Origin of the sequence: Pseudomonas sp., from assembly GCF_036387035.1 — a bacterium.
Classification (GTDB): Bacteria; Pseudomonadota; Gammaproteobacteria; order Pseudomonadales; family Pseudomonadaceae; genus Aquipseudomonas.
Genome location: NZ_DASVUM010000182.1, coordinates 1 through 21,448 on the forward strand (window position 1 = coordinate 1; position 21,448 = coordinate 21,448).

18 protein-coding genes and 1 riboswitch are annotated in these 21,448 nt (G+C 61.5%); of the genes, 1 reads left to right on the top strand and 17 read right to left on the bottom strand.

The window, feature by feature from the left end:
- Nucleotides 1-126: 126 nt before the first annotated feature.
- The 4 genes from csrA to ltaE all read right to left on the bottom strand — a co-directional run bounded on the left by csrA (nt 127) and on the right by ltaE (nt 5,588).
- Entirely contained in the window at nt 127-315 is a 189-nt protein-coding gene (gene csrA, locus VF672_RS17315; protein ID WP_122851651.1) for a carbon storage regulator CsrA, read from the bottom strand.
- A 181-nt stretch (nt 316-496) separates the two neighbouring features.
- Nucleotides 497-1,729, bottom strand: a complete 1,233-nt coding sequence (locus VF672_RS17320) for an aspartate kinase (RefSeq protein ID WP_331105786.1) — start codon at nt 1,727-1,729, stop codon at nt 497-499.
- Between the two features lie 90 nt (nt 1,730-1,819).
- The gene (alaS, locus tag VF672_RS17325) at nt 1,820-4,441 is read right to left on the bottom strand and encodes an alanine--tRNA ligase (protein ID WP_331105787.1); all 2,622 of its coding nucleotides are present in this window, start codon (nt 4,439-4,441) and stop codon (nt 1,820-1,822) included.
- A gap of 142 nt (nt 4,442-4,583) precedes the next feature.
- The gene (gene ltaE / locus VF672_RS17330) at nt 4,584-5,588 is read right to left on the bottom strand and encodes a low-specificity L-threonine aldolase (RefSeq protein WP_331105788.1); all 1,005 of its coding nucleotides are present in this window, start codon (nt 5,586-5,588) and stop codon (nt 4,584-4,586) included.
- A 184-nt stretch (nt 5,589-5,772) separates the two neighbouring features.
- Nucleotides 5,773-5,932, top strand: a riboswitch (FMN riboswitch).
- 126 nt (nt 5,933-6,058) lie between these two features.
- Between ltaE and VF672_RS17335 the strand changes: the two genes are divergently transcribed.
- Nucleotides 6,059-6,553 carry a 6,7-dimethyl-8-ribityllumazine synthase gene (locus VF672_RS17335; protein WP_037013735.1) on the top strand — a complete coding sequence of 165 codons (495 nt, stop codon included), beginning with the start codon at nt 6,059-6,061 and terminating at the stop codon, nt 6,551-6,553.
- Nucleotides 6,554-6,739: 186 nt separating this feature from the next.
- Here VF672_RS17335 and astE read toward each other — a convergent pair whose 3' ends face one another.
- The 13 genes from astE to VF672_RS17400 all read right to left on the bottom strand — a co-directional run bounded on the left by astE (nt 6,740) and on the right by VF672_RS17400 (nt 20,254).
- Nucleotides 6,740-7,747 carry a succinylglutamate desuccinylase gene (gene astE / locus VF672_RS17340; protein ID WP_331105789.1) on the bottom strand — a complete coding sequence of 336 codons (1,008 nt, stop codon included), beginning with the start codon at nt 7,745-7,747 and terminating at the stop codon, nt 6,740-6,742.
- A 20-nt stretch (nt 7,748-7,767) separates the two neighbouring features.
- Nucleotides 7,768-8,061 carry a topoisomerase II gene (locus VF672_RS17345; RefSeq protein ID WP_331105790.1) on the bottom strand — a complete coding sequence of 98 codons (294 nt, stop codon included), beginning with the start codon at nt 8,059-8,061 and terminating at the stop codon, nt 7,768-7,770.
- Nucleotides 8,062-8,137: 76 nt separating this feature from the next.
- On the bottom strand, nt 8,138-9,484 hold the full coding sequence (gene astB / locus VF672_RS17350; protein ID WP_331105791.1) for an N-succinylarginine dihydrolase: 1,347 nt from the start codon (nt 9,482-9,484) through the stop codon (nt 8,138-8,140).
- Between the two features lie 217 nt (nt 9,485-9,701).
- Nucleotides 9,702-11,171 (bottom strand): succinylglutamate-semialdehyde dehydrogenase, encoded by a 1,470-nt coding sequence (gene astD / locus VF672_RS17355; RefSeq protein WP_331105801.1) that lies wholly within the window; start codon nt 11,169-11,171, stop codon nt 9,702-9,704.
- Nucleotides 11,168-12,193 (bottom strand): arginine N-succinyltransferase, encoded by a 1,026-nt coding sequence (gene astA, locus VF672_RS17360; RefSeq protein ID WP_331105792.1) that lies wholly within the window; start codon nt 12,191-12,193, stop codon nt 11,168-11,170. Before astA ends, astD begins: the two co-directional genes overlap by 4 nt.
- A gap of 124 nt (nt 12,194-12,317) precedes the next feature.
- Nucleotides 12,318-13,349, bottom strand: a complete 1,032-nt coding sequence (gene aruF, locus VF672_RS17365) for an arginine/ornithine succinyltransferase subunit alpha (RefSeq protein ID WP_331105793.1) — start codon at nt 13,347-13,349, stop codon at nt 12,318-12,320.
- A gap of 173 nt (nt 13,350-13,522) precedes the next feature.
- Entirely contained in the window at nt 13,523-14,743 is a 1,221-nt protein-coding gene (locus VF672_RS17370; protein ID WP_331105794.1) for an aspartate aminotransferase family protein, read from the bottom strand.
- A gap of 224 nt (nt 14,744-14,967) precedes the next feature.
- A complete protein-coding gene (argR, locus tag VF672_RS17375; RefSeq protein ID WP_331105795.1) occupies nt 14,968-15,951 on the bottom strand; it encodes a transcriptional regulator ArgR in 984 nt (327 codons plus the stop codon).
- 150 nt (nt 15,952-16,101) lie between these two features.
- Nucleotides 16,102-16,866 carry an ABC transporter ATP-binding protein gene (locus tag VF672_RS17380; RefSeq protein ID WP_331105796.1) on the bottom strand — a complete coding sequence of 255 codons (765 nt, stop codon included), beginning with the start codon at nt 16,864-16,866 and terminating at the stop codon, nt 16,102-16,104.
- A 21-nt stretch (nt 16,867-16,887) separates the two neighbouring features.
- A complete protein-coding gene (locus VF672_RS17385) occupies nt 16,888-18,000 on the bottom strand; it encodes a succinylglutamate desuccinylase/aspartoacylase family protein (protein ID WP_331105797.1) in 1,113 nt (370 codons plus the stop codon).
- A 1-nt stretch (nt 18,001) separates the two neighbouring features.
- Nucleotides 18,002-18,700 carry an ABC transporter permease gene (locus tag VF672_RS17390; RefSeq protein WP_331105798.1) on the bottom strand — a complete coding sequence of 233 codons (699 nt, stop codon included), beginning with the start codon at nt 18,698-18,700 and terminating at the stop codon, nt 18,002-18,004.
- Complete coding sequence (locus tag VF672_RS17395) at nt 18,697-19,386, bottom strand: ABC transporter permease (RefSeq protein ID WP_331105799.1); 690 nt, start codon at nt 19,384-19,386, stop codon at nt 18,697-18,699. Before VF672_RS17395 ends, VF672_RS17390 begins: the two co-directional genes overlap by 4 nt.
- Before the next feature lie 91 nt (nt 19,387-19,477).
- The gene (locus VF672_RS17400) at nt 19,478-20,254 is read right to left on the bottom strand and encodes an ABC transporter substrate-binding protein (RefSeq protein WP_331105800.1); all 777 of its coding nucleotides are present in this window, start codon (nt 20,252-20,254) and stop codon (nt 19,478-19,480) included.
- Between the last annotated feature and the right edge of the window lie 1,194 nt (nt 20,255-21,448).

A 21,448-nucleotide genomic window follows, 5' to 3' on the forward strand; every position in this document is an offset into this window, starting at 1 on the left:
CGACACCCTTTTGAGGTGTACTCCCTTAGCAGGGGAGCGCCTTCGGCCACTCGGCCAGCTCTCCGCAACACGGGGCGTATAATAACCACCCTTTTCCCCGTTTGCAAACCAAAAATTCAATAAAAATTAATGGCTTGGTTCTTCGCCCTTCTCTTTCTTTATACGCAGGTAAATCTCTTCGCGGTGAACGGCCACTTCCTTAGGCGCGTTGACCCCAATGCGTACTTGATTGCCTTTTACGCCGAGCACCGTCACGGTGATTTCACCATCACCAATGATCAGACTTTCCGCGCAACGGCGGGTCAGAATCAGCATACCTATCTCCTTACGGCTTACATTCGAGGGACCACAATCTGCATAGACAAACTGCATGGGCCCAAGCCGGGAGCGGCTGCAGGTCCATCCCTCAGTATCGACCAGCGCCGGAAAAAGAATAGTTCCTCGCTCACATCCAGTGCGAGCCGGCGCGGCCTAAACCGCGCCGGCTGCGCAAGGGTTATTCGCCCTGACGCGGTGCGTCGAGCTCGAACGCGGTGTGCAACGCGCGCACCGCCAGCTCCAGGTACTTCTCTTCGATCACCACCGACACCTTGATTTCGGACGTCGAGATCATCTGGATGTTGATGCTCTCCTTCGCCAGCGCTTCGAACATGCGGCTGGCAACGCCTGCGTGAGAGCGCATGCCCACACCGACGATGGATACCTTGGCGATCTTGGTGTCGCCAATGACTTCGCGGGCGCCAATTTCATTGGCCGTGTTCTGCAGAACTTGCAGCGCAGCCTGGTAATCATTGCGGTGCACGGTGAAGGTGAAATCGGTGGTGTTATCGTGCGAAACGTTCTGCACGATCATGTCGACTTCGATGTTCGCGCCGCTGATCGGGCCGAGAATCTTGAACGCAACACCCGGGGTGTCTGGCACGCCACGGATGGTCAGCTTGGCTTCGTCGCGGTTGAAGGCGATGCCCGAAATGATCGGCTGTTCCATGGATTCCTCTTCATCAATGGTAATGAGGGTGCCTGGACCCTCCTTGAAGCTGTGCAATACGCGCAGCGGGACGTTGTACTTGCCAGCGAACTCGACTGCGCGGATCTGCAGGACCTTGGAGCCAAGGCTCGCCATCTCCAACATTTCTTCGAAGGTGATCTTGTCCAGACGCTGGGCCTGCGAGACAACACGCGGGTCAGTCGTGTAAACGCCATCCACATCAGTATAGATCTGGCATTCGTCGGCTTTCAGTGCCGCAGCCAGTGCTACACCCGTGGTGTCGGACCCGCCACGACCCAGGGTCGTGATGTTGCCGTCTTCGTCGACGCCCTGGAAACCGGCGACCACCACCACACGACCAGCCTTCAGGTCAGCGCGAATTTTCTGATCGTCGATCTGCAGAATCCGCGCCTTGTTATGGGCGCTGTCGGTCAGGATGCGAACCTGATTGCCGGTGTACGACACGGCAGGAACGCCACGCTTGATCAGCGCCATGGCCAACAGGGCAATGGTGACCTGCTCGCCAGTGGACACAATGACATCCAGTTCACGCGGGACCGGCTGATCGTTGATCTGGCGGGCCAGGTCAATCAGGCGATTGGTTTCGCCGCTCATGGCCGACAGCACGATCACCAGGTCATCACCGGCATCGCGGAATTTCTTGACCTTGTCGGCCACCTGTTCGATGCGCTCGACCGAGCCCACCGAGGTGCCGCCAAACTTTTGTACGATTAAAGCCATCTCAAAGCCGCCTCAGCCCATGAAGGGCGCCCGTTATCATTCAAACCGCGAAGCGCCGGAGCCCGAACGACGGGCCCCGGGTGGGTCGACTTAAATACCTTGTTCGGCGAACGGAACAGCCAGTGCCAGCGCTGCTTGGAGTCCGGCAGCGTCAACGCCGCCACCTTGCGCCATGTCAGGACGACCACCGCCCTTACCGCCTACGGCGGCAGCCGCTTGCTTCATCAAATCACCGGCTTTGAGTTGGCCAGTCAGGTCTTTGGTGACGCCTGCCACCAGCACGACCTTGTCTTCATGCACCCCGCCGAGCAGGATCACTGCGCGGCCGAGCTTGTTCTTCAATTGGTCAACCAGGGCCAGCAGCGCCTTGCCATCCTGACCGTCGAGACGGGCAGCGAGGACCTTGACGCCCTTGACGTCCACTGCCGAGCCCGACAAGTCGTCGCCCGCAGCACTGGCCGCCTTGGCCTGCAGTTGTTCCAGTTGCTTTTCCAGCAGACGGTTGCGCTCGAGCACCGCCGACAGCTTGTCCAGCAGGTTGTCGCGATTGCCTTTGACCAGCGTCGCGGCTTCCTTCAATTGTTCTTCAGCCGCGTTCAGGTATTCCAGCGCTACGGCGCCGGTCACCGCTTCGATACGACGCACGCCCGCGGCCACACCGCTCTCGCTGACGATTTTGAACAGGGCGATGTCGCCGGTGCGGTTGGCGTGGATGCCGCCGCACAGCTCGACCGAGAAGTCGCCGCCCATGCTCAACACCCGAACGCTGTCACCATACTTCTCGCCGAACAGCGCCATGGCGCCCTTCTTCTTGGCGGTTTCGATGTCGGTCTCTTCGGTTTCGACGGCGGTGTTCTTGCGCACTTGGGCGTTGACGATGTCTTCAAGCGCCTTGATCTGCTCGGGCTTGATGGCTTCGAAGTGGCTGAAGTCGAAGCGCAGGCGCTGACTGTCGACCAGCGATCCCTTCTGCTGGACGTGATCGCCCAGCACCTGACGCAACGCCGCATGCAGCAAGTGCGTGGCGGAGTGGTTCAACGAAGTGGCCTGGCGAACTTCGGCCGCGACTTCGGTGCTGACGGTGCTGCCGACTTTCAGGCTGCCCGACACTTGAACGCCGTGGTGCAGGAACGCGCCGCCGGTTTTGGTGGTGTCGCTCACGTCGAAGCGTGCATCGCCTTCCGCGGTCAGATAACCGCTATCGCCGATCTGGCCGCCAGATTCGGCGTAGAACGGGGTCTGATCGAGGATCACCACGCCGTCCTCGCCTTCGTTCAGTTGCTCCACCGCAAGGCCGTCTTTATACAGCGCGACCACCTTGGCCTCGCCTGCCGTGGCGTTGTAGCCAGTGAACTGAGTGGCCACATCGACCTTGACCAGGCTGTTGTAGTCCATGCCGAAGGCGCTGGCGGAACGTGCGCGTTCGCGCTGGGCGTCCATCTCACGCTCAAAGCCTGCCTCGTCGAGGGTCAGGTTGCGCTCGCGTGCGATATCGCCGGTCAGGTCCATCGGGAAACCGTAGGTGTCGTACAGCTTGAACACCACTTCGCCCGGGACGACGGTGCCCTTCAGGTCAGCGAGATCCTGCTCGAGGATCTTCAAGCCTTGCTCCAGGGTCTTGGCGAACTGCTCTTCTTCAGCCTTCAGCACGCGCTCGATATGCGCCTGCTGGTTTTTCAGCTCGGGGAAAGCTTCGCCCATTTCCGCGACCAGTGCGGCCACGATCTGGTAGAAGAAGCTGCCGTTGGCGCCCAGCTTGTTGCCGTGACGGCAGGCGCGGCGAATGATACGGCGCAGCACATAGCCGCGGCCTTCGTTGGACGGCAGCACGCCATCGGCAATGAGGAAGCCGCACGAACGAATGTGGTCGGCGACGACTTTCAGGGATGCCTGACTGTCGTTGCTGCAACCGATGGCTTTCGCAGCAGCGGCCAGCAGGCTCTGGAACAGGTCGATTTCGTAGTTGGAATTGACGTGTTGCAGCACCGCGCTGACGCGCTCCAGGCCCATGCCGGTGTCGACCGAAGGCGCGGGCAGCGGGTGCAGAACGCCGTCGGCCGTGCGGTTGAACTGCATGAACACGTTGTTCCATATCTCGATGTAACGGTCGCCGTCTTCTTCCGGCGAACCCGGCGGGCCACCCCAGATGTCGGCGCCGTGGTCGTAGAATATCTCGGTGCAAGGGCCGCACGGGCCGGTGTCGCCCATGGTCCAGAAGTTGTCGGAGGCGTACGGCGCGCCCTTGTTGTCACCGATGCGCACCATGCGCTCGGCCGGCACGCCGATTTCCTTGGTCCAGATGTCGTAGGCTTCATCGTCCGAGGCGTAAACCGTGACCCAGAGTTTTTCCTTGGGCAGGTTCAACACACCGGTGAGGAAGGTCCAGGCGTAGGTGATCGCATCGCGCTTGAAATAGTCGCCGAAGCTGAAGTTGCCCAGCATTTCGAAAAAAGTGTGGTGACGCGCGGTATAGCCGACGTTTTCGAGGTCGTTGTGCTTGCCACCGGCACGCACGCACTTCTGGCTGCTGACGGCGCGGGTGTAGGCCCGCTTTTCCTGGCCGAGGAAGCAATCCTTGAACTGGTTCATGCCTGCGTTGGTGAACAGCAGGGTCGGGTCGTTGCCCGGGATCAGAGAGCTGGAGGCGACTCGGGTGTGGCCTTGCTCTTCGAAGAAGCGAAGGAAGGCTTCACGGATTTCTGCGCTTTTCATAGGTTCTTCCACGGGAACTGCGGCCTGGCACATGCATAGCGTCGTTCGACGCAGCGACGGCAAAGGGCCGCATTATATAGGCGTTGTACGCTCGGTACAGCGTGTTATTCGATAGAAACCGCCAATCGCGCCGATCGGTCGATCAGCGAACGCCAAATTCGGCAAACGCCGCCACCACCTTGTCCAGTTGCGCAGCGGTGACGTCCAGATGGGTCACCATTCGCAATCGAGGCGCGGCACTCAGCACGATACCGCGCTCGGCACACAGGGCTTTGAGCGACGCGGCGCGATCGCCGACCTGCACGTAAACCATGTTGGTTTGCACCGGCTCGACGTCAAAGCCGAGGTCCCTGAGCGCCTTGCCCAGGGCGGTGGCGTTGGCATGATCGTCGGCCAGTCGCTCAACCTGATGCTCCAGCGCATACAGCCCTGCTGCCGCCAACAGGCCGGCCTGACGCATGCCGCCGCCAACCATCTTGCGCAGGCGCCGGGCCTTGGCGATGAACTCGACCGAACCGCACAACACCGACCCAACCGGCGCGCCCAGCCCTTTGGACAAGCACACCGACACCGAATCGAAATGCCGGGTGATTTCCCGCGCGTCCACGCCCAGCTTGACGGAGGCGTTATACAGACGTGCGCCGTCGAGGTGCAGGCCCAAGCCTTTTTCATAGGTGAATGCCCGGGCCGCCTCCAGGTACGCCATGGGCAGGACCTTGCCCTGCATGGTGTTTTCCAGCGCCAGCAAGCGGGTGCGGGCGAAATGAAAGTCGTCTGCCTTGATGGCGGACGCGACCTGATTCAGGTCCAGTGACCCGTCTGCCTGGTTGTCCAGGGGCTGGGGCTGTATCGAGCCGAGCACCGCCGCGCCGCCGCCCTCGTATTTGTAGGTGTGCGCCTGCTGGCCGACGATGTATTCGTCGCCGCGCTCGCAGTGGGCCATCAGGCCAAGCAGGTTGCTCATGGTGCCGGTCGGCACGAACAGCGCGGCGGCAAAACCAAGGCGGTCCGCCAGCCACGACTCCAGCCGATTGACCGTCGGGTCTTCGCCATACACGTCATCGCCAAGGGGCGCGCTGGCCATGGCGTCGCGCATGCCAGCCGAAGGTTGGGTCACGGTGTCACTGCGCAGATCGATAACCGTCACGAGCAAGCTCCCTACACATTAAGTTCAAGCCTCAGTTCTAAGGCCCGGGGCAACGATAATCAAGGCTTGCGGGAGGAATGCCAAGTCGGCTTATAAGAAAAGGTGATGAATACCATCAGAAAGGCTCCAAGCAAACGCGCAAAATCTATGTTACAAACTGCACGCCGACGGAAAATGCCGTCGGCAACGTTCTCAGGGCGGGGTGCGATTCCCCACCGGCGGTAATGACGCGCAATGCGTCTAGCCCGCGAGCGCTTGCAGCGAGGTTGTCCTCGGTGCAAGGTCAGCAGACCCGGTGTGATCCCGGGGCCGACGGTCATAGTCCGGATGAAGAGAGAACGGGATTGGCACAACAGGATCGTTTCGAGACGATTCCAGGCGCTTGGCGTCGCGAACGGTTTCGTACGGTCTTTGGCATCCCATTCGATCCAAAACGCCCTGTTTTTTTCATTAAACAGGAGTCAGAACACATGCAACCTACCGCCATTCACGCTCACGAGCGCGTCGCTTTCATTCAAGCCTGCTGGCACAAGGAAATCGTCGATCAGGCGCGCAAGGGCTTTGTCGCCGAGATGGCTCAGCACGGTTACGCCGAGACCGACATCGATTTCTTTGAAGTCGGCGGCGCCTTCGAAATCCCGCTCCACGCCAAATTGCTGGCCAAATCCGGTCGCTACGGCGGCGTTGTGGCTGCCGGTCTGGTGGTCGACGGCGGCATCTACCGTCACGAGTTCGTGGCGCAATCGGTAATCAGCGCACTGATGCAGGTTCAGCTGGAAACCGAAGTACCGGTGTTCTCCGTGGTGCTGACCCCGCATCATTTCCATGCCGGTGAAGAGCATCAGAAGTTCTTCTTCGATCACTTCGTGCACAAGGGCCAGGAAGCGGCAAAGACCTGCGCTGACACGCTGACCAAGCTGCGCGCCGTACGTCGAGTGGGTGAGGTGCAGAAAGCGGCGGGTTGATTTGCATCCGAAGATCAAGATCAACTGCTTCCCGGCTGAAGCCGGTCCTATAGACCTACCGCGTTCCCACTGTAGGACTGGCTTTAGCCGGGAAGAGGCCGGTTTAATCGCTACGCATTTCATTGAATGCTGGCGCTGCCCTTAGTCGGACCGGCTTCAGCCGGGAAGAGGCCAGCATGACCGCCATCAGACCAGCGCCTCATCGGTCGCTGGCACGATCAGGATGCCCGCCCTCAGCCCGTTTTTGACGTTCGGGTTGGGGAAGATGATCCGGGCGCCCTCTTCTTCTATCACCCAGCGTGAGTCGGCCAGGTCTTCGGCCAGCACGTAGCCTTTTTCCAGTTCTGTGAAGTTTTCGATGTCCGCCGGCAGGTGCAGATGGAAGGCGTCGCTGTGCTTGATGATTTCCCGGGCGACGCTGAACAACTGCAACCCGTTCAGATCAGCGGCTGCGTCGGTTTCGGTGCCGGCAATCAGCTGTTCGAGGCAAGCCTTCAGCTTGTCGAGATTGACCTGCTGGTTCTGCCCGAACGGGCGTGCCTTGCCCAGCTCCAGGGTGAAGGCTTCGGCGTCTAGCTTGTCGTAGGTGTAAGCGCTGAACACGATCGAGGACTTGTTCTGCAGTAGCACGGCTTGCATGCCCGCCGTGCGCAGCCGGGCGAGTTCGCGACGCGAATGGGCGCGCCCTTCTTTCCAGGGGTACAGCGCGAACTGCTCGATTTTGGAGCCGCGAATCGCGGTGTGCAGGTCGTAATGCAGGCGATAGCGGCCGGGAATATTGAAGAAGCTTGCGGCCAGCCGTTCGAGTTCGCAGGCACGCAGGGCTTCGCTGCCGCCGCTGTGCTCATGACGCCCGTTGAACAGCCGGTTAACGTCCTGCTCGACGTAGCGCTCGCCGCGACGCATCGCTTCGGGGTTGCCGAACAGGAACAGAATGCGCGCGCGAGGCTTGAGTTCGCCTCGGGCGATGGCATGAATCAGCGCGTCGAGCAGTTCGATGGGCGCGGTTTCATTGCCGTGAATGCCGGCGGACAGCAGCAGGTCAGTGCCATTGTCACGCGCCTCGGGGGGCCGCACTTCCAGCGCCCCCTCGGCCAACCAGCGCATGCGAACGCCATCGACGGTCAGCTGAGTCTTTTCAGCAGGTTCGCGACCCGCGAGGGTCAGTTCAAGCAGTTTGCCGAGGGCGAGCATGTCGGGTTTCCTGAGCAGGCTTAGTCGTGATTGCAATCTGGGCCGTGCACGTGGCCCTCTTCGTCGTCGCCGCTCATATCAGCCGGTTCCATTTCCAGCTGCAGGCTGACCAGGTTGGTCGCCAGGGGACGCAGCAGCAGGTTGGCGTATTCGGCATCGCCTTCTTCGACATCGACGCCGATCAGCAACTGACCACGGCCGTCCTGTTGAATCCACACCTCTTTGCCCTGCCAGATAACGGCAAGACGGGTGCAGGAAGTTTCCAGCTGAGTGCCGTCGGTGTCTTCGAGGATCAAACGCAGCGCGTCGGTCATGGCAAAGCTCTCTCTGTAATAGCAAAAACATCGTCGCCTGACGCCGCTCGGGCGCAGGCGTAACGGAGGGGGTGCATCAGGTGATCTGGAAAGGATAGACCGCGCCCAGTTTCAGGTGCTGCGTCAGTTCGTCCAGCGCGGTACGGCATTCTGTCAGCAGCTGCGGATCGGCCAGATCACTGTCGCTCATGCGGTCGCGATAGTGTTTGTCGACCCACTGCGTCAGCGTGTCGTACAGCGGCGCGGTCATGATAACGCCTGGATTGACGGCCGCCAGTTCGGTTTCATTGAGCGCCACGCGAAGACGCAGGCACGCCGGCCCGCCGCCGTTCTGCATGCTCTGCTTGAGATCGAACACCTTGACCTCGTGGATCGGGCTCGCGTCCGCCAGCAGATGTTGCAGGTAATTCCACACGCGCTCATTGCTGCGGCACTCTTCCGGCACGATCAGCAGCATCGAACCGTCCGCCTGCGACAGCAGCTGACTGTTGAACAGGTACGAACGCACCGCGTCCTCCACGCCCACTTCACTGCGCGGCACGCAGATGGGCTGGAAACGACCGCCACGACGCGCGAGTTTCTCGTGCAGCTCGGCCAGCATCGTGTCCGTATGGAGAAACGCGTCCTCGTGATAGAACAGGACCTCGCCGTTGCCCACCGAGATCACGTCGTTATGGAACACGCCCTGATCGATCACGACCGGGTTCTGTTGGGCGAAAACCACGCCCTCCTCGCTCAGCCCATGCAGACGCGCAACGGCCTGGGAGGCTTCGAGGGTCTGGCGTGCCGGGTATTTCTGCGGTGCGGGGAAACGGCTGTCGAACGCGGCGCGGCCGAAGACGAAAAACTCCACGCCGGGCTCACCGTAGCTGCGGCAGAAACGCGTGTGGTTGGCTGCGCCTTCGTCGCCGAACTGGGCAACGGCAGGCAGCGCGGCGTGATGGGCGAAATGCTGCTGATTGGCAAACATTGCGCCCAACACGCGGCTGGTGGTCGGGTGCTCGATGCTGCGGTGATATTTGCAGTTGAGGTTGGCGGCGGTGAAATGCACCCGTCCGTCTGCCGTGTCGGCACTCGGGCTCACCGTGGCGGCGTTGGCCACCCACATGCTCGACGCCGAGCAGCTGGCCGCCAGCAGCGGCATCGACTCTTTGGCGGCGCGCTCGATGACCTCTGCGTCGCTGCCACTGAAGCCGAGCTTGCGCAGACCCGCCACGTCGGGGCGTTCCTGCGGGGCGAGTACGCCCTGGGTGAAACCCATCTCCATCAGCGCTTTCATCTTGGCCAGCCCCTGCAAAGCGGCCTCGCGCGGATTGGAGGCCTGCTGGCAGTTGTTCTGGGACGCGACGTTGCCGTAGGACAGCCCACCGTAGTTATGGGTCGGCCCCACTAGACCGTCAAAATTGACTTCACAGGATTTCATCGGTGAGGCTCCGTGGATCTGTTTTTATAAACATCAAAAGTCGTGTGGCAACGCTGCAATGACCGCTAAGACGCGTCACTTGTAGGAGCCGGCTTGCTGGCGAAGGGGGCAGCCCTGACATCCCGTTCCCGACCGCCCCAACGCGTTCGCCAGCAAGCCGGCTCCTACAGTCCGTGTTCGCCGCTGCGACAGATAGTCAACTGCGCGCCATGCAGACTCAGTTCAGCGTGACGCCGGGCGTGAGGCTGGCAGGCAGTGACAGGGTTTCCGTCTCCAGCGACGCTACCGGGTACGCGCAATAATCCGCCGCGTAATACGCGCTGGCACGATGGTTACCCGAAGCGCCAACGCCACCAAACGGCGCCGTACTCGCCGCGCCGGTCAGTTGCTTGTTCCAGTTCACGATGCCCGCCCGGCTTTGCAGCCAGAAGTGCTGATAGCGCGCCTGAGAATCCGACAACAGCCCCGCCGCCAGGCCGTACTGCGTGGCGTTGGCTTCCTGAATAGCGGCGTCGAAGTCAGCGTAGCGAATGACCTGCAGCAGCGGGCCAAACAATTCCTCGTCCGCCCGATCCGCCACGTCGCTGACGTCGATGATGCCCGGCGTCAGCAGCGCCGATTGCGCGGCAGGCTGGGTCATTTCCAGCAACGCAACCGCACCGTTGGCCAGCATCACTTCCTGGGCATCGAGCAGCGCGCGGGCAGCGGCAAGGGAAATCACCGAGCCCATGAACGGCGCCGGCTGTTGATCGAAGGCGCCGACCTGAAGCGTCGAGGTCACCTCGACCAGCCGAGCCAGAAACGCATCGCCCCACGCCCCTTGCGGGATCAGCAGACGGCGAGCGCAGGTGCAGCGCTGCCCCGCGGAGATGAACGCCGACTGAATCACGGTGTAGACCGCGGCATCGACGTCGGCGACCTGATCGACCACCAGCGGGTTATTGCCGCCCATTTCCAGGGCAAGGATCTTGTCCGGGCGGCCAGCGAACTGTTGGTGCAGGGAATTCCCGGTGCGACTCGACCCGGTGAAAAACAAGCCGTCAATGCCGGAATGGCCGGCCAGGGCGACGCCAGTGTCCCGCCCGCCTTGCAGCAGATTGAGCACGCCGGCCGGCAGACCGGCTTCGATCCAGCACTGCACCGTCAGCTCGGCGACTTTGGGGGTCAGTTCGCTGGGCTTGAATACCACGGCATTGCCTGCCAACAGCGCAGGAACGATGTGGCCGTTGGGCAAGTGACCCGGGAAGTTGTAAGGACCGAACACCGCCACCACGCCGTGGGGCTTGTGCCGCAGCACGGCGGTTGCGTCGCCCAGCGGGCCGCTCTTCTCGCCCGTCCGCTCGCGGTAGCTCTGAATTGAAATCGCGACCTTGTTGGCCATGCTCGTGACTTCGGTCGCCGATTCCCACAGCGGCTTGCCGGTTTCCTCACCGATGCAACGGGCGATTTCATCGGCGCGGGTCTTCAACGCAGCGGCGAAGGCTTCGAGCACGGCAATGCGTTCGTCCAGGCTGCACGTTGCCCAGGCTGGAAAGGCCTTGCGTGCGGAGCTGACAGCGGCGTCTACCTGTTCAGCCGTCGCGCTTTTGCCCGACCAGATCACCTGCTGGGTCACCGGGTTCAGGGACTCGAATGCGTCGCCCTTGCCGTCCTGCCAGGCACCGGCGATATACAAAGTGTTCATCAGATACTCTCCCGGGCAGGCGACAGTGGCACGGCGCGGACCTGATCACCGGCACTGAGGCGCAAGCGCTTGGCCGTCTGCGGATCAACCACCAGGGTCCCGGCAGCGAGACGTGCGGGGGCGGCAGTCACGCGGCAATCTTCGCGCTTGCGGTTATGGATAAGGAATGGCGTTGCGTCGTCGCCCGGCGTACCGACCGCCAGCACCAGCGCCTGGCTGTCGCGGACCGCGCGGATCTTGCTGGTCTCGCATTCAATGGCCGGGCCGGCGTCGAAGATGTCGACGTAACCCTGGTAGCTGAAGCCTTCGGCCTTGAGCATGCTCAGCGCCGGCTCGGTGCTGACGTGCACGCGGCCAATGACCTCGCGCGCGGCTTCTGAAAGGAAGCAGCTGTACAGCGGAAATTTGGGCATCAGCTCGGCGATGAAGGCGCGGTTGCCGACCCCGGTGAGGTAGTCGGCCTGGCTGAATTCCATCTTGAAGAAATGCCGACCCAGGCTTTCCCAGAAAGGCGAGTGGCCTTGCTCGTCCGAGATGCCGCGCATCTCGGCGATGGTCTTGGTGCCGAACAACTCCGGGAATTCGGCAATGAAGAGCATCCGCGCCTTGGACAGCAAACGGCCGTTGAAGCCATTGCGGTAGTCGGCGTGCAGGAACAGTGAGCACAGCTCGGAGTTGCCGGTGAGGTCGTTGGCCAGAAACAGCGTGGGGATCTCGCGGTAGATGTTCAGCTCTTGAGATGCGCTGACCGTCAAGCCCACCCGGTAGTTGTACCAGGGCTCGCGCAGGCCCACGGCGCCGGCAACGGCGGAAATACCGACCACTTTCTCGTCGTCATCTTCAAGCACGAACAGGTAGTCGGCGTCGCCCCGTCCGGCCTCGCCACGAAAGGTTTTCTCGGCCCAGCCGACCCGATGTGCCAGACGCTCTTCATTGGCCGGCAACGTGGTCAGGCCTGCACCTGTACTGCGCGCCAGCTTGATCAGCGCCGGAAGGTCACTGCTGCGTACGGGACGAACGATCATGCTTTCTCCTCAAGCCGGTGGCTCTGCACCCCACCGGCGAACTCGCTAACCTGCATTACGGCGTCGGCCTGCCACTGCAGCGCCAGTCCACCGTCAATTCATCTCGCCAAACGTGACCGGCCTGTCAAACCGCGACGATGCGCACGCTGGCGCCCTCGCCGACACCCAGCGCTTCGGCCGCGGCCAGGCTCAGTGCCACCGGCTTGCCGGGCACCCAGTCCAGTTCGAGCATGACTGCGCGGTAGTCCTGCAATTGGCCATTGGAAACCAGATAAGGCCGCCCGCCTTTCACCGCATCACCGCTGCTGACCGTGTCGACCTTGACCGGCACGACGCGGCTCTGGGCGATCGAGCGGATGCCGGACACGCGCGCATGCAGGGTCGGCCCCCCGTCGAAGATGTCGATGTAATGATCGGTCTCGAAGCCTTCGCGCATCAGGATGTCGAAGGTGATCTGCGCGCGCGGATGGACCTGGCCCATGGCTTCCTGCGCTTCATCGGGCAGCAGCGGCACGTAGATCGGGTAATGCGGCATCAGTTCTGCGAGGAAGGTCCGGCTCTTGAGCCCGCACAGACGCTCGGCCTCGGCGTAATTGATGTCGAAGAAATTGCGCCCGATGGCGTCCCAGAACGGCGAGTCGCCGTGGTCGTCGCTGTATCCGACGATCTCGGTGACCACCGAATCGGCAAAGCGCTCGGGGTGGCTGGCGACGAACAACAGGCGGCCGCGAGAGTTGAGCTCCGACCACAGCGTGCCAACCAGTTCAGGCAGCACGTAGAAGCTGGTCAGCAGGCTGTTGCCGGTGAGGTCGTGACACTGCGAGAGCACGTGAATCTTGTTGTGGATCTTCAGTTCGCGCGAGGCGTGGACGAAGGTTTCGTTGCGAAAGCTGTAGAACGGTTCGGAGTAACCCGCCGAGGCGACAATTCCGGAACAGCCCACCAGACGGCCGGACTCCGTGTCTTCGAGGACAAAGAAGTAGGTTTCCTCGCCATTGAAGCTCACTTCAGCGGCGAACGACGCTTCGGAAGCAGCAATTTTGTCACCCAGACGTCCAGCGTCATCCGGCAGGGACGTGACACCAATCGGGCTGTCTGCCGCGAGTCGTTGAACCTCGCTCAGATCCGCCATTTGCGCGGGGCGCATCACCAGCATGGTGTCACTCCTTGAGAAAAAATCGGGCCGCTTTAACGGCAATAAGAAAAGGTGCTGCCTTGCTACGATCCGTAGGAGCCGGCTTGCTGGCGAACGCGTCGGGTCAGTCGACAATGATGTCGCTGATGAAACACAGGTTCGCCAGCAAGCCGGCTCCTACAACCAGCATGGTTTTAAGCCCCGGTCAGCTTGGCAACCGCACGTTCGAAGCGGTTCAGGCCTTCTTCGATGTCGGCATCTTCAACCACCAGACTCGGCGCGAAACGCACGACGTCGGGACCGGCCTGCAGCACCATCACGCCTTCCTGCTCGGCGGCGTTGAAGAAATCCTTGGCCTTGCCCTTCCAGGCGTCGGTCAATACGCAACCGATCAGCAGGCCCATGCCGCGGACCTGGCTGAACACGCCGTACTGCTGGCCGATTTTTTCCAGACGGGCCTTGAACAGGGCGTGCTTGGCGTTGACGCCAGCCAGCACCTGCGGGGTGTTGACCACATCGATGACCGCCTCGCCCACCGCGCACGCCAGCGGATTGCCGCCGTAGGTGGTGCCGTGAACGCCCACCGCCAGATGCTTGGCGAGCTTTTCGGTGGTCAGCATGGCCGCCATCGGGAAGCCGCCGCCGATGCTTTTTGCGCTGGAGAGGATGTCAGGCGTCACGCCGTAATGCATGTAGGCAAACAGGTGGCCGCTACGGCCCATGCCGCTCTGCACTTCATCGAAGACCAACAGCGCGTTGTGCTCGTCGCACAATGCGCGCGCGCCTTGCAGGTACTCGAGTTCGGCAGGCAGTACGCCGCCCTCACCCTGAATCGGCTCGAGCACGACCGCGCAGGTCTTGTCCGAGACGGCCGCTTTCAGCGCGTCCAGATCATTGAAGGGAACGTGAGTGATGCCGGTGATTTTCGGGCCAAACCCGTCGGAGTATTTCGGCTGACCGCCGACACTCACGGTGAACAGGGTGCGACCGTGAAAGCTGTTCAGCGCCGCAACGATTTCGTACTTGTCCGGGCCGTACAGATCGTGGGCCACGCGACGCGCCAGCTTGAACGCGGCTTCGTTGGCTTCGGCGCCGGAGTTACAGAAGAACACGCGATCGGCGAAGGTGGCGTCGACCAGCTTTTTGGCAAAGCGCAGCGCCGGCTCGTTGGTAAATACGTTGGAGACGTGCCACAGCTTGTTGGCTTGTTCGGTCAGTGCACCGACCAGCGCAGGGTGCGCGTGGCCCAGCACGTTGACCGCGATGCCGCCGGAGAAGTCGATCAATTCACGGCCCGACTGATCCCAGACACGAGAGCCCTGGCCACGGACAGGGATGAACGCTGCCGGGGCATAGTTGGGGACCATCACCTGGTCGAAATCGGTACGTTGCACCGGTACTTGCTCAACGGACATCGGAGTCTCCTGAAGAGGAACGCCTGCCTGGGACTGGCGAGCGATGGAAGGATTGTAAGGACTGGTGAGGGCCGGGCCTTGCCGCCAAGCGACAACTTCTTACAGCGCCAAACCGGCTTTTTCCGGGGTTTGCGGCAATGCGACAAATTGCGTCACAAAGGCGCAGTTTAAACGTTGGCGCGCCGTTGAGGCACTGCCGAAGCGAAACTGGCCGAGCGGATTTTTCAACCGCGCTCGGCAGGCACCGACGACAGTTCGAAGGGGCTGCTGCTGCGGCGCTGGTTGCGGTCTTCGCGCGGGGTGGCGCCAAAGAAATTGCGGTAGGCGCTGGAAAAGTGCGGCCCGGAGGAGAACCCGCACGACAGGCCGATCTGGATGATCGATTTGCTGGTCTGCATGAGCATCTGCCGCGCTTTGTTCAGGCGCAGTTCGAGGTAGTACTGACTCGGCACGCGGTTGAGGTACTGCTTGAAAATGCGTTCCAGCTGACGTCGGGACACGCACACGTGCTGAGCGATTTCGTCGGTGGTCAGCGGCTCTTCAATGTTGGCTTCCATCAACAGCACGGCCTGGGTCAGTTTCGGGTGGCTGGAACCCAGACGGTTCTGCAGCGGAATCCGCTGGCGCTCGCCGCCTTCACGAATGCGCTCCACCACCAGTTCTTCCGACACCGCGCCTGCCAGTTCGGCGCCGTGATCGCGGGCCAGTACCGCCAGCAGCAAATCCAGCACCGACATGCCACCGCAGGCCGTCAGGCGATCGCGGTCCCAGTCGAACAAATGACTGGTGGCGATGACCTTGGGAAAGCGCTCGGCGAAATCGTCCTGCCAGCGCCAGTGCACGGCTGCCCGGTAACCGTCGAGCAGACCCAACTGGGCCAGCGGATAAACGCCGGCCGACAACCCGCCGATCACGCAGCCGGCGCGGACCAGTTGCTTGAGCGCGCCACCGAGGGTCGACGACATCGGCGCCGGCGGCTCATCGGCCAGCAGAAACAACTTCTGAATGCCTTCCAGACGCCCCACCCACGGCTCGCCCGGCAACTGCCAGCCAGCACTGTCAACGGGCGGCTCGGCCTGCAGAAACGTCAATTCGTAAACCACTTCGGGGTGAACGCGTTGAGCAACACGCAGGGCTTCCTCCGCCAGCGCCAGCGTCAAGGCTTTGGTGCCGGGCCAGATGAGAAATCCGATTCGATGGGCAGTCATGGCGTGCAATCCGCAACGTGTCGCTAAAAGGGGTCGCACGCCGGGCGTGCGATAGGAATCTGTAACGTTCAGTCACTGGCTGCGGTCTGTGTGGACGCGCAGCATGAACCGTTCCGAAGCAAAACGCACCGCTGAAACGTGGCGGGCGGGTTACTTCAAACTGCCGGACAAGAACTGCTGCAAGCGCTCCGATTTCGGGTTGACCAGCACTTCACGCGGGTCACCGCTCTCTTCGACCAGGCCCTTGTGCAGGAAGATCAGCTGGTTCGACACTTCACGGGCGAAGCCCATTTCGTGGGTGACGACCACCATGGTCCGGCCTTCCTGGGCCAGTGCCTGCATGACCTTCAGCACATCACCAACCAGCTCGGGGTCCAGTGCCGACGTCGGTTCGTCAAACAGCATGACTTCCGGCTCCACCGCCAGCGCCCGGGCAATCGCCACCCGCTGCTGCTCACCGCCGGACATGTGCCCCGGATAAGCATCCTTGCGGTGGTAGACGCCGACCTTGTTCAGATAATGCTCGGCCTTCTCCAGCGCTTCCTTCTTCGGCACGCCCAAGACATGCACGGGGGCCTCGATGATGTTTTCCAGCGCGGTCATGTGCGACCACAGGTTGAAATGCTGAAACACCATCGACAGGCGCGAACGCATGCGCTGCAGCTGTTTGGGGTCCGCAGCCTTCAGCCCGCCGTCCTTGTTGGAGACCAGCTTCAGTTCTTCATTGTTGAGCAGGATGCGCCCGGATTTGGGTTGTTCCAGCAAATTGATGCAGCGCAGAAAGGTACTCTTGCCCGAGCCGCTGGAGCCGATGATGCTGATGACATCACCGGCCTTTGCGGTCAGCGAAACGCCTTTGAGCACTTCGTGACTGCCGTAGCACTTGTGCAGGTCCTGGACTTCCAGTTTGTTCATGATGTCGGTTCTCACAAGTAATCAGTCACTGAGCAGGCGGCCGCTGCGCAACGGCGTGCGGCCGGCCACTTTGGCCATCCAGAAACCCGGCTGGGCGTAACGCAGTTTTTCGATAGCGAACAGCACTCCGGCGGTGCCGGCACAGACCGTGGTGGCACGATCCGTCAGCGGGTCGATGACCTCGAACAGCGCCTCGCCGGGCTCGACCCACGCTCCCGCCGGACGTAAGAAGGTCAGCACGCCGGGATGCGGCGCGTAAATCATTTCGGTGCCTTCGAACGGCATCCCCTCGCAGGCTTCATGGCTCGGCTGCGGCCACTCGCCACTGATCAGGCCCTGCTCGGCCAGGAACGCCAGAATGCCCTCGGCATACGCCTCGGCTTCGGCCTTGCCGGTGTTGGCCTGACCGCCCAGCTCCAGGGTCGTCGCCAGACAGGCCAGCGGGATCTGCGCGTCGGGAAACTGCTTGGCCAGACGCAGCCAAGGCAGCGAACAGGCTTCATCGAACGAACTGCCGCCGGAATCTTCGGCCAGCAGCGCCACGCTTACGCCCAGGTGCGCCGACAGCGACCGCCATTGCGGCCAGTGCTGCGGCAAGGCGTACATGTGCAGCGAAGCGTCGGTGTCGCAATGCAGGTCCAGCACCACGTCGGCGGTGCAGGCGTGGCTCAACAGAACGCGCTGCATCCCGGCCAGCTCGCTGCCGGCAGGGGACAGTTGCCCGATTACGTCGGCCATGGCCTGACGGATCAGTTTGATGTTGGCGTGCGGGTCGTCGCCAAGCTTGCCCGCCAGCGCCTCGGCCACCGGCTCGCTCAGCTCGGTGAAATCGCGATTGAAGTTCTTGCCGCTGCCGTATTCAAAACGACCCTGGTGGTTGCCCTGCAGCAACTGGCCCAGGCCTATGGGATTGGCAACCGGCACCAGTTCCACGATGCCATTGAGCAGCCCTTGTTCTTCCAGCCGGGTCAGGCGTTTTTTCAATTCCCATGCGGTGCGCATGCCCGGCAGCTCGTCGGCGTGCAGGCTGGCCTGAATGTAGGCCTTGCGCTCGCCCTGACCGAAACGGAACACGCTCAAGGTGCGCTGGGTGCCGAGGTTGCCCCACGGCAGATCGTGATCGATGCGCTGCATATCAGTGCTTCCTCGGGGCCAGGTAACTGAGCCAGCGGCGCTCGGCCAGCTTGAACAGTTTCACCAGAATGAACGTCAGGCACAGGTAGAACACGCCCGCCGTGATGTAGGCCTCGAACGGCAGGTAAAACTGGGCATTGACGGCGCGCGCCGCACCGGTGATGTCCATCAACGTGACAATGGACGCCAGACTGGTGGTCTGCAGCATCATGATCACTTCGTTGCTGTATTGCGGCAGCGCACGGCGCAGGGCCGACGGCAGCAGGATGCGGCGGTACATCTTGGCTTTGGACATGCCGATCGCGCGCGCCGCTTCGATCTCGCCCGGCGGGGTGGACTTGAGGCTACCGGCGATGATTTCAGCGGTGTAGGCGCTGGTGTTGATGGCGAAGGCCAGGCAGGCGCAGAAGGTTGCGCTCGACAGCCACGGCCACAATACGCTTTCACGCACCGCTTCGAACTGCGCCAGCCCGTAGTAGATCAGGAACAACTGCACCAGCATCGGCGTGCCGCGAATGACGTAGGTGTAGCTCCACGCCAACAGGTTGACCCAGGCGCTTTTCGACACGCGCATCAGGCCAAGGGGCAGCGCAGCGAGCAGACCGAAAAACAGCGACAGCGCGAGCAATTTGAGGGTGATCAGCACACCACCCAGGTACAGCGGAAGACTTTCCCAGACGACGTTGTAATCGAAGATCATAGGTCTGCCACCCTTACGCCGGCCGAGTAACGTTTTTCGACGAAGCGCAGTACCAACAGCGAGACGCTGGTAATCACCAGGTACATGGCCGCGACTGCGAGGAAGAACGTGAAGGGTTCGCGGGTGGCATCGGCCGCCTGCTTGGCCTTGAACATCATGTCCTGCAGACCGACCACGGAAATCAGTGCGGTGGCCTTGGTCAGCACCAGCCAGTTATTGGTGAAACCGGGGATCGCCAGACGAATCATCTGCGGCACCAGGATGCGGAAGAACACCCGGCCACTGCTCATGCCGTAAGCCATGCCCGCTTCGGCCTGCCCTTTTGGGATGGCCATGAATGCGCCACGGAACGTTTCCGACAAGTACGCGCCGAAAATGAAACCCAGCGTGCCGATGCCGGCAAGCAGCGGGTTCAGGTCAATGTAGTCGTCGTAACCAAGCAACGGCGCGACACGATTGAGCAGGTCTTGACCGCCGTAGAAAATCAGCAGGATCAGCACCAGATCGGGGATGCCGCGGATCACGGTGGAATACAGATCGCCCAGCCACGCCAGCCAGCGCACCGGCGACAACCGCAATGCCACGCCGATCAGGCCGAGCACGATCGCCAGCGCCATGGAGCACAGAGCGAGCTGCAAGGTCAGCCATGCACCGTCGAGGATGACGGCTCCGTAACCTTTCAACATGTTGTTTGGCCCTCAAGCGCGGGATAGAAAAATGGCGCAGTCAGTCGGCGCGGTGACCGGCTGATTGCGCCATTGACGGCTTCAAACCACGTTACTTGCCGTAGATGTCGAAGTCGAAGTACTTGTCCTGAATGGCTTTGTATTTGCCGTTGGCACGAATGCCCGCGATGGCCGCGTTGAGCTTGTCCAGATCAGCCTTGTCGCCCTTGCGTACGGCAATACCAACGCCGTCGCCGAAGTAGTTGACGTCGGTGAAGGCCGGGCCGACGAAAGCGTAGCCTTTGCCCGATTCGGTGTTCAGGAAACCGTCCTGCAGCAGGGTGGCGTCAGCCACGGTGCCATCGAGACGACCGGCGCCGATGTCCAGGTAGACTTCGTTCTGCGAGCTGTAGGGTTTGATTTCAGCACCCAGCGGGGCGAGGACTTCCCGGGCGAAACGTTCGTGGATCGAGCCACGCTGCACGCCGATGTTCTTGCCCTTGAGTTCGGTCAGGGCGTCGCTGACGACCGTGCCCTGCTTCATGACCAGACGGGCCGGGGTGTTGTAGTACTTGTTGGTGAAATCGACCGACTTCTTGCGGTCTTCGGTGATCGACATCGAGGACAGGATGGCGTCGATCTTGCGCACTTTCAGCGCCGGGATCAGGCCGTCGAACTCTTGCTCGACCCACACGCACTTGACCTTCATTTCCTCGCACAGGGCGTTGCCGATGTCGTAGTCGAAGCCGACGATGCTGCCGTCCGGCGCCTTCGAAGCAAACGGAGGGTATGCCGCTTCGATGCCGATTTTCATGGGCTTTTCATCGGCGAATGCGGGTTGTGCCAATACGGACATTGCCAGCGCACCCAGCAGCATGAGCTTTTTCATTTCTTGGAACTCCATCGGTATAACGCGACAAATGGCAGTGAGCGAGACGCTCAATGAACAGGAGGAATCAGAAATTGCGACGCGAGGTCCCTACGGGTTTGAACCCGACAAGCCTTCGGCGAGTGGTCGGCATTTTAGCGGCAGGCTGAAAGTCGATATTTCTTCAATGCGACAACTAGTTACAGAAGCACATGAAAACGCATTCAGCGCGATTGACATCCAAAAAGCTTTATGCAAGTGCCAGAGATGGCAAACCTATCAACGAAGCAAATAACGCGCCCATTATTGGCAAAGCCTTCTAATCCGGCAAGTCCAGCGTGGAAATGGGTTTATCCGACCCGATGAAATGCGCGGTATTCGGGTGGAAACGCCCCAGGTTGGGGCGCGAGGTTACCGGGTCGGGTGTGAGGTAACAAATCGATATTTCCCGATTCTTTGCTAGTCCTTAGCGAGTTCAAGAGCATCTGCCTAACGGCAGCTTGTTTCGCCTTCGGCGAGTTACTTGATAAAGCCCCAAGTAACCAAGGGCTTGTGCTCCTGGTTGGGCTCCTCCTCCGTCGGAGTACCCTCACTCCGACGACGCTCCGTGGGCCCGCGCCGAACGGGCATCCATGTCCTGACGGCGCTCTCGCGGCATCCATGCCGCTCGGCCCACTCCGCGTCGTCTGCGTTCGGCCTGCACCCAAGTCGCGATTGGTGGTGTCTGTGCGTTCTGCGTATGAAGATCAAGAGCAGATCAAGAGCAGATCAAAGGCTTCCCGGCTAAAGCCGGCCCCACTTAGGGCGTGCTGTTTCAACAACCTTTGATCGATCATCGTCGTAACTGACAAAACGCAGTTTTTCTGTAGGAGCCGGCTTGCTGGCGAACGCGGTGGATCAGGTATGAATATATTGCTGACAGAATGCATTCGCCAGCAAGCCGGCTCCTACGGTGAGATCATAGTCACCCAGTGGGACCGGCTTCAGCCGGGAAGCTGTTGCTGTTGCTGTTGCTGTTGCTGTTGCTGAGATCCTGATCTTGATCTCCATACACACAACGCTCAGACGACCCCTATCGCGACTTGGGTGCAGGCTGAACGCAGGTCTCGCGCAGTGGGCCGAGCGGCATGGATGCCGCGAGAGCCGCCCCCCGCCATGGATGGCGGATGGCGGCGGGCCCACGGAGCGGGACCGGAGTGAAGGAACCCGACGAAG